The sequence below is a fragment of the Streptomyces sp. NPDC058964 genome, from assembly GCF_042741275.1.
Lineage (GTDB): Bacteria > Actinomycetota > Actinomycetes > Streptomycetales > Streptomycetaceae > Streptomyces.
Genome location: NZ_JBHYKH010000097.1, coordinates 7,323 through 13,615, shown reverse-complemented (window position 1 = coordinate 13,615; position 6,293 = coordinate 7,323). Strand labels below are relative to the sequence as shown.

General features: G+C 72.5%; 6 protein-coding genes. 1 reads left to right on the top strand and 5 read right to left on the bottom strand.

Annotated features, from left to right (window positions below; genetic code table 11):
* Nucleotides 1–79 precede the first annotated feature (79 nt).
* The 5 genes from ACFW2E_RS15045 to sigE form a co-directional block, all read right to left on the bottom strand.
* Entirely contained in the window at nucleotides 80–751 is a 672-nt protein-coding gene (locus ACFW2E_RS15045; protein ID WP_384466403.1) for a hypothetical protein, read from the bottom strand.
* Between the two features lie 244 nt (nucleotides 752–995).
* Nucleotides 996–1,448, bottom strand: coding sequence for a sec-independent translocase (locus ACFW2E_RS15040; RefSeq protein ID WP_384466401.1), 453 nt, complete (start codon nucleotides 1,446–1,448; stop codon nucleotides 996–998).
* A 204-nt stretch (nucleotides 1,449–1,652) separates the two neighbouring features.
* On the bottom strand, nucleotides 1,653–3,392 hold the full coding sequence (locus tag ACFW2E_RS15035; protein WP_384466399.1) for a trypsin-like peptidase domain-containing protein: 1,740 nt from the start codon (nucleotides 3,390–3,392) through the stop codon (nucleotides 1,653–1,655).
* 109 nt (nucleotides 3,393–3,501) lie between these two features.
* Nucleotides 3,502–4,470 carry an anti-sigma factor family protein gene (locus ACFW2E_RS15030; protein WP_384466397.1) on the bottom strand — a complete coding sequence of 323 codons (969 nt, stop codon included), beginning with the start codon at nucleotides 4,468–4,470 and terminating at the stop codon, nucleotides 3,502–3,504.
* Complete coding sequence (gene sigE / locus ACFW2E_RS15025) at nucleotides 4,467–5,171, bottom strand: RNA polymerase sigma factor SigE (RefSeq protein WP_384466425.1); 705 nt, start codon at nucleotides 5,169–5,171, stop codon at nucleotides 4,467–4,469. The genes ACFW2E_RS15030 and sigE overlap by 4 nt, the downstream gene beginning before the upstream one ends.
* A 233-nt stretch (nucleotides 5,172–5,404) precedes the next feature.
* Here sigE and ACFW2E_RS15020 point away from each other — a divergent pair, with 233 nt between their 5' ends.
* A complete protein-coding gene (locus ACFW2E_RS15020; RefSeq protein ID WP_384466423.1) occupies nucleotides 5,405–6,130 on the top strand; it encodes an O-methyltransferase in 726 nt (241 codons plus the stop codon).
* Nucleotides 6,131–6,293: the final 163 nt, after the last annotated feature.

Genomic DNA, 6,293 nt, shown 5'->3' with positions numbered 1-6,293 from the left:
CAATAAATATTTTCTCGCCCTCCGAAAGGCCCACTTTAGGGGGCGCGATCCCCCGGGCCGGGCGCCCCTCCGTCGTGCCTCAGGCGTACGTCGAGATGTCCTTGATCATCGCGAAGCCCAGTCCGTACGCGCTCATGCCTCTCCCGTACGCCCCCACGTGCACCCCTTCCCGGGTCGACCCGGCCAGGACCCAGCCGAACTCGGACTCGCGGTAGTGGAAGGGCGTCGGCACGCCGTCGACCGGCAGGGAGAGGGTCGACCAGTCCGGGCCGGCGAGGTCGTCCGCGAGGACCCACGCCGTCTCGGTCTGCTGGTCCAGCCAGTCGTCACGCAGGCTGTGGTCCATCTGGCCGGGCCAGGTGAAGGTCAGCAGGCCCACACCGGCCAGCCAGGCCGCCGAGGAGACCGAGGTGGCCTCCAGGAGGCCCGTGCCGTCCGCGCTGCGCCGTGAGGGGTTGGCCGCGACCGTGACCACGACCGCGAACTTCTCCCTGGGCTCGGACGCGGAACCGACGGCGTACTCGTTCTTGACGGAGGGCTCGTCGCCGTGCCCGATCGAACCGTGCTCGACGGCGCCGTCGGCCGCCGTACCCACCTGCATCAGCCAGCGCCGCCCCGTGAAGGCCTCGTCGAGGCCGTACCACGGGAAGGGCGCCAGCAGGTAGCCGTCGACCGTGCGCCGGGCGGAGGGGAACTGTTGTCCGCCCTCCGCGTCCGGCGCCTGCGCGACTGCCCGACTTGTCGTCTCCATGTGCCCGGACGCCTCCTCGCTCTCGTCGGACCGGCGCGGCCCGCCCCCCTTCGGGCGTACTCGTCCGGTCCGCACAACAACTCGGCAGCATATCCACACCACTCCGGGCGGCAGCGAAACCATCGGGTGCGTGCGTCGCACGCGCGGCCGGTTCGTGACTCACACGGCGCACACGCGGTATGAAACGCGTCACGTCCCGGCGCGCGGGGCGCACCGGGACGTGGGCAGTACTGGCGTACGACGGTCAGGTGGCGTCCGCGTCGAAGGGCGGGCGCTCGTCCCTGCCCGCGTCCTCGGGCTTCTTGCTCATGTCGATGCGGCCGCCGGACGAACCCGCGGACGAAGCCGAGGAGGAGGCGGCGGCGGAGTCGCTGTCACGGCCGTGGACCGCGTCCGTGACCTCGGCCATCTCCTTCTTCAGGTCGAAGCCGTTGCGGATCTCCTTCAGCCCCAGCTCGTCACTGTCCAGCTGCTTGCGGATGAAGGTCCTGGGGTTGAGGTCCTCGAAATCGAAGTCCTTGAACTCCGGGCCCATCTCGGCGCGGATGTCCTGCTTGGCGCTCTCCGAGAACTCTCGGATCTTCCGGATCGTGCGCATGACGTCCTGGATGACCTTCGGGAGCTTGTCCGGACCGAAGACGAGCACGGCGAGCACGATGATCGTGATCAGCTCGAGCGGTCCTATGTCATTGAACACCTGAAGCTCCTTGCGATGTCCTCGGTCCTCGGCCCTCGGCGGTCTGTGTTGCTGGTCTTCCGTGGTCCGGGCCGGGTCCACGGTACCCGGCGTACCTGTCCGACCGGTACCGTCCCGAGGTGTCCGAGTGCGTACAGGGCACCGGTTTTTGCGGTTGTTTGCCTTGTGGGGCCGGGTTTCGGCCTCCCGCCTGTGACGTTTCTGTCAGTTGTCGTCCGACGATCCGAGCACCAGCGAGACCGACTTCTCCCTGCCGTCACGCTCCAGTGTCAGCCTCAGCCGGTCGCCGGGACGGTGGGCGCGGGTCTTGACGATCAGCTCCTCGCCGGAGTGGACCCGCTGCCCGTCGACCTCGGTGATGACATCGCCCGATCGGAGGCCGGCCCGGCCCCCGGGACCGTTCGTGGTCACCGCGGGCGCGCCCCTGGCCCCCTTGGCGCCGATACGGGCGCCGTCGCCGGTGTAGTTCATGTCGAGGGTGACCCCGATCACCGGGTGGGTCGCCCGGCCCTCGTTGATCAGTTCCTCGGCGACGCGCTTGGCCTGGTTCACCGGGATGGCGAAGCCGAGCCCGATGGAGCCGGCCTGGCCGTCCTCCGGGCCGGAGCCGCTGTCGGCCGACCGGATGGCGGAGTTGATGCCGACGACCTGGGCCCGCGAGTCGAGGAGGGGTCCGCCGGAGTTGCCGGGGTTGATGGGCGCGTCGGTCTGCAGCGCGTCGACGTACGACACGTCGCTCCCGTCGCTCTTCTCGCCGCCGGCCGTGATGGGCCGCTCCTTGGCGCTGATGATGCCGGAGGTGACGGTGTTGGCGAGGTCGAAGGGGGCACCGATCGCCACCACTGGGTCGCCGACCTGGACGTTGTCGGAGTTGCCGAGGGGCAGGGGCTTGAGCCCGCGTACTCCGGTGACCTGCACGACGGCGAGGTCGTAGCCGCTGTCCCGGCCGACGACCCTGGCCTTGGCCGTGTCGCCGCTGCTGAACGTCACGGATATGTCCCCGCTCGACCCGGCGGGCTCGACGACGTGGTTGTTGGTGAGGATGTGGCCGCGCGTGTCGAGGACGAAGCCGGTTCCGGTGCCCTGCTCACTGCTCCCGGTCACATGCAGCGTGACCACGCTGGGCAGCGCACGGGCGGCGATCCCCGCGACGCTGTCCGGCGCCCGTCCGGCCGGTACCTTGCCCGCCTGGGGCAGCTGTACGTCCCCCAGGCCGCCGTTGCGTTCCAGGTACGCCCCCACGGCCCCGCCGATGCCCCCGGAGACCAGGGCGAGGGCCAGAGCCGCGCCCACGAGCGTCCGTCTGGCACGCCTTCGGCGCTGCTGCACGGTGGGGACCGCCGCGCCGTTCTGCTGGAGGGGGCCGTGGGCCTGGAGTGCGGCGTGTCCGGGGGCCGTGCCGGACCAGGGGTCGTAGCGCTGCCAGGGGTCGGGCTGCGGGGCGCCGGCGGACGCCCCGGGGGCCGCGAGCGGCGTGAGCGGCGCCGGGGACGGGGTCGGCGCCCCGTGGGGCACGCCAGACGCCGGGGAGAGGGGCGACGGGACCTGCACCGGGGTCGGCGAAGCGTGCGGTGGTGCCTGTGCGGGCACCGGCGCCGCCGTGCCGTGCGCGGGTGTGGTCGCGGGGTGCTGGACCGGCGGGGCCGGTGCCCAGGGGCCCGGTTCGCCGTACGGCGGCGTGCTGTAGGGGTCGGGATCGTGGAGGGGCTTGGGGCGGCGGTCGGTGGCCGGGCCCGACTCGCCCCGCACTGCGGGGTCCCCGCCCTGTACGACCGGCCCTGCGCCCTCCGCAACGGGGCCCGCGCCGCCCGCGGCAGGCCCGGCCGCCCGGCCGTCGGCGGGTCCGGGCGCGGGCGCCGCGAGCTCGAAGTCGCCGTCGGCATGGGGCCGAGGCCGACTCCACCACTTCGCTTTGGCGGGCTTCGTCGGTTTCCCCTCGTCCATGCTCTCCCCACACCTGACCGCGGAACGTCGAATCCGCGCCCGGAACTCCACCGCGGGCACGGCCCTCACAGGATTCAACCAGGTTCGGGGGACGGCGCGCAGAGTCCGGTCAGGGGGCGGTGCGGGACGAGGAGGAGGGCTTGGGAGCCGATGTCGTGTCGGGGACGGGCGCGGCGAGCAGGCCGGGGCCGGCGACCTCGGGGGCCGTGGACCAGGAGGTCAGCGCCATCGGCGGGGTGGCGCCCAGCGGACGTATCAACGGGGACATGGCGGCCGCACCTGCTACGACGGGCGTGGTCAGGCCGTGCGTGCCGTCCTCGCTCCGTCCGGCGTCGGCGGACGGCACCCCGGGCATCAGCGGCGCGGACACCGTGGTCGGTGCCACGGGAGTCTGGCCGAGCGTGGTGCCCTGTACGAGCAGCGGGCCGACCGAGCGGCGGCGCTGGGTGTCGGGCGTCGACGCCCCTCCGCCGCCCTGGGTACGGGCCGGCGTCACGTTGCTGCCGGTGCCGGAGCCGCCCCGGGCGTCCGATGCCGGGTCGCCGGGGAGGCCCGTGGTCACTCCGCCCAGCGCGACCGCGGCCAGCGACACGGCGCCGGCGGCGACGACCGCGAACCGCAGCCCGCGCGAGGCGGGCCGGTCGGCGTCCGGGCGGCCCACGGGGTGGATGCGGAAGCCCCGGTCGGCGGCGGAGGCCGCGTGGGGGGCTGCGGGGACAAAGCCGAACTCGAACCGGTCGGGCCGGCCCGCACCGAAGACGCCGGTGTCGGAGGCGCGTCCGGAGAAACCTCCCCCGTCCAGCGGGGCGCGGCTGTCGCCGGGGTCGCCGCCGGGGAGTCCCTGGAGGCGGGCGAGGAAGCTGTCTGAGGGCGGAGGCGGGGCATCCTCAGCGCAGAGGTACGGCAGTCGTCGCTGGGCGTCCGCCTCCGCCTTGCACTTGGCACAGGTGGCCAGGTGGGCCAGGACGCGGTCGCGCGACTCATGACCGAGTTCCCCGTCCACGAGGGCGGAGAGCCGGTCTCCCAGATGCTGCTCTGCGAGGTGTGCCTCGGCAGGTTTCGACCGTGATCCACTCACGCGGTCGCGCCCCCTCCTCCCAGAGCGGGAACGCGGGCCATGAACGAGCGGCGCTCGGCGGCCCGCGCCTCCGGGGAGCGGTGCGCGAGAGCCTTGCGCAGCTGGGAACGGCCGCGGTGGATCCGGGAGCGGACCGTGCCGAGCTTCACGCCGAGGGTCGCGGCGATCTCCTCGTAGGACAGTCCCTCGATGTCGCACAGGACGACCGCGGCACGGAACTCGGGTGCGAGGGTGTCGAGGGCCTGCTGGACGTCCGCGTCGAAGTGCGCGTCGTTGAAGACCTGCTGGGGCGTGGGTTCACGGCTGGGCAGACGCTCGGCCGCGTCCTCCCCGAGCGCGTCGAAGCGGATGCGCTGCTTGCGCCGCACCATGTCCAGGAAGAGGTTCGTGGTGATGCGGTGCAGCCAGCCCTCGAAGGTGCCGGGCGTGTAGGTCGACAGGGAGCGGAACACACGGACGAAGACCTCCTGTGTGAGGTCCTCGGCGTCGTGCTGGTTGCCCGTGAGGCGGTAGGCCAGGCGGTAGACCCTGCCGCTGTGCGTGCTGACGATCTCCTCCCAGGTGGGCGGAGCCCATGCCTGTGCGTCCGCGTCGGTGGAGAACGTCGCGGTCTGGGCGACGTCGGCGGCGTGGCTTGGGTCAGCAGCGGTGTCGTTCACGGATTTCGGCCTGCCCGCCGACCCGAGAAAGCGCCGCAGCACTCCTCCCCGGTCCACAGGCGCAGCCGCACCTCCCCTGTCGGCTCTGGTGGTGTCCAGTGGAGCCCCTACCATAGCCACCTCGCCCGTTAGCTCCGGATAAGCGGTTTTACGAGAATTTGATCTGGGCTGATACGGCTCATGTGGCTGCGTCAGCACTTGCTCGGCCCTCTGATCCACCTCTTACCCCCGTCGGGTCCCCCACCACTCGCTCCACCCTTTAAACGCCTGGTCCCATCTGCGGGTTCCCGGGGCCAACGGATACAGTCACGCCCAGGCAACCACGGGGACAGGAGAGGGTCATTACCGGCAACCGGCAGACGAGCTGGGCGTTCGCCGACGCCTTTGTCGCCGAGGACGACGCGCTGCGCTGGGCCCGTGACCGGGCCCGGGAGGCAGGGCTGCGCTCGGTGTCGCCCGGCACGGGCGCGGCCCTGCGGTTGCTCGCCGCCACCGTGGACGCCAAGGCGGTCGCGGAGATCGGCACCGGCTGCGGGGTTTCCGGGATCCATCTGCTGCACGGCATGCGGCCGGACGGGGTGCTGACCACCGTCGACCCCGAGCCGGAGCACCAGCAGTTCGCCCGTCAGGCCTTCCGTGCCTGCGGCTTCGCCAGCAACCGCGCCCGTTTCATCCCCGGCCGCGCCCTGGACGTACTGCCCCGGCTCGCGGACGCCGGCTACGACCTCGTCTTCTGCGACGGCGACCGTCTGGAGTACCTCGACTACCTCGCTGAATCGTTGCGCCTGCTGCGGCCGGGTGGCGTGGTGGTCTTCGAGGGCGTCTTCGGCAACGGCCGGACGGTGGACTCGGGTCCGCAGCCCACGGAGGTGCTGCGGCTGCGGGAGCTGCTGCGGACGGTGCGCGAGAGCCAGGAGCTGGTGCCGTCGCTGCTGCCGGTCGGTGACGGGCTGCTGTGCGCGGTCAAGCGGTGGCACGGTGACGTCGCGGGCGGACGGTGACCCCGCGCCCGTACGGTGATCCGGCGCCCGGACCGCGAGTGATCGTCTTGCTGCCCGGGAACACAGCGCTGGCCCCGCCCCCCCGTCGGTGGCCGGGGCCGCGTTTTGGGTTGGGGGCGGGGGGGGGGGGACGAGGCCAGGGGGTTGGGGGGGGGGGAGGGCG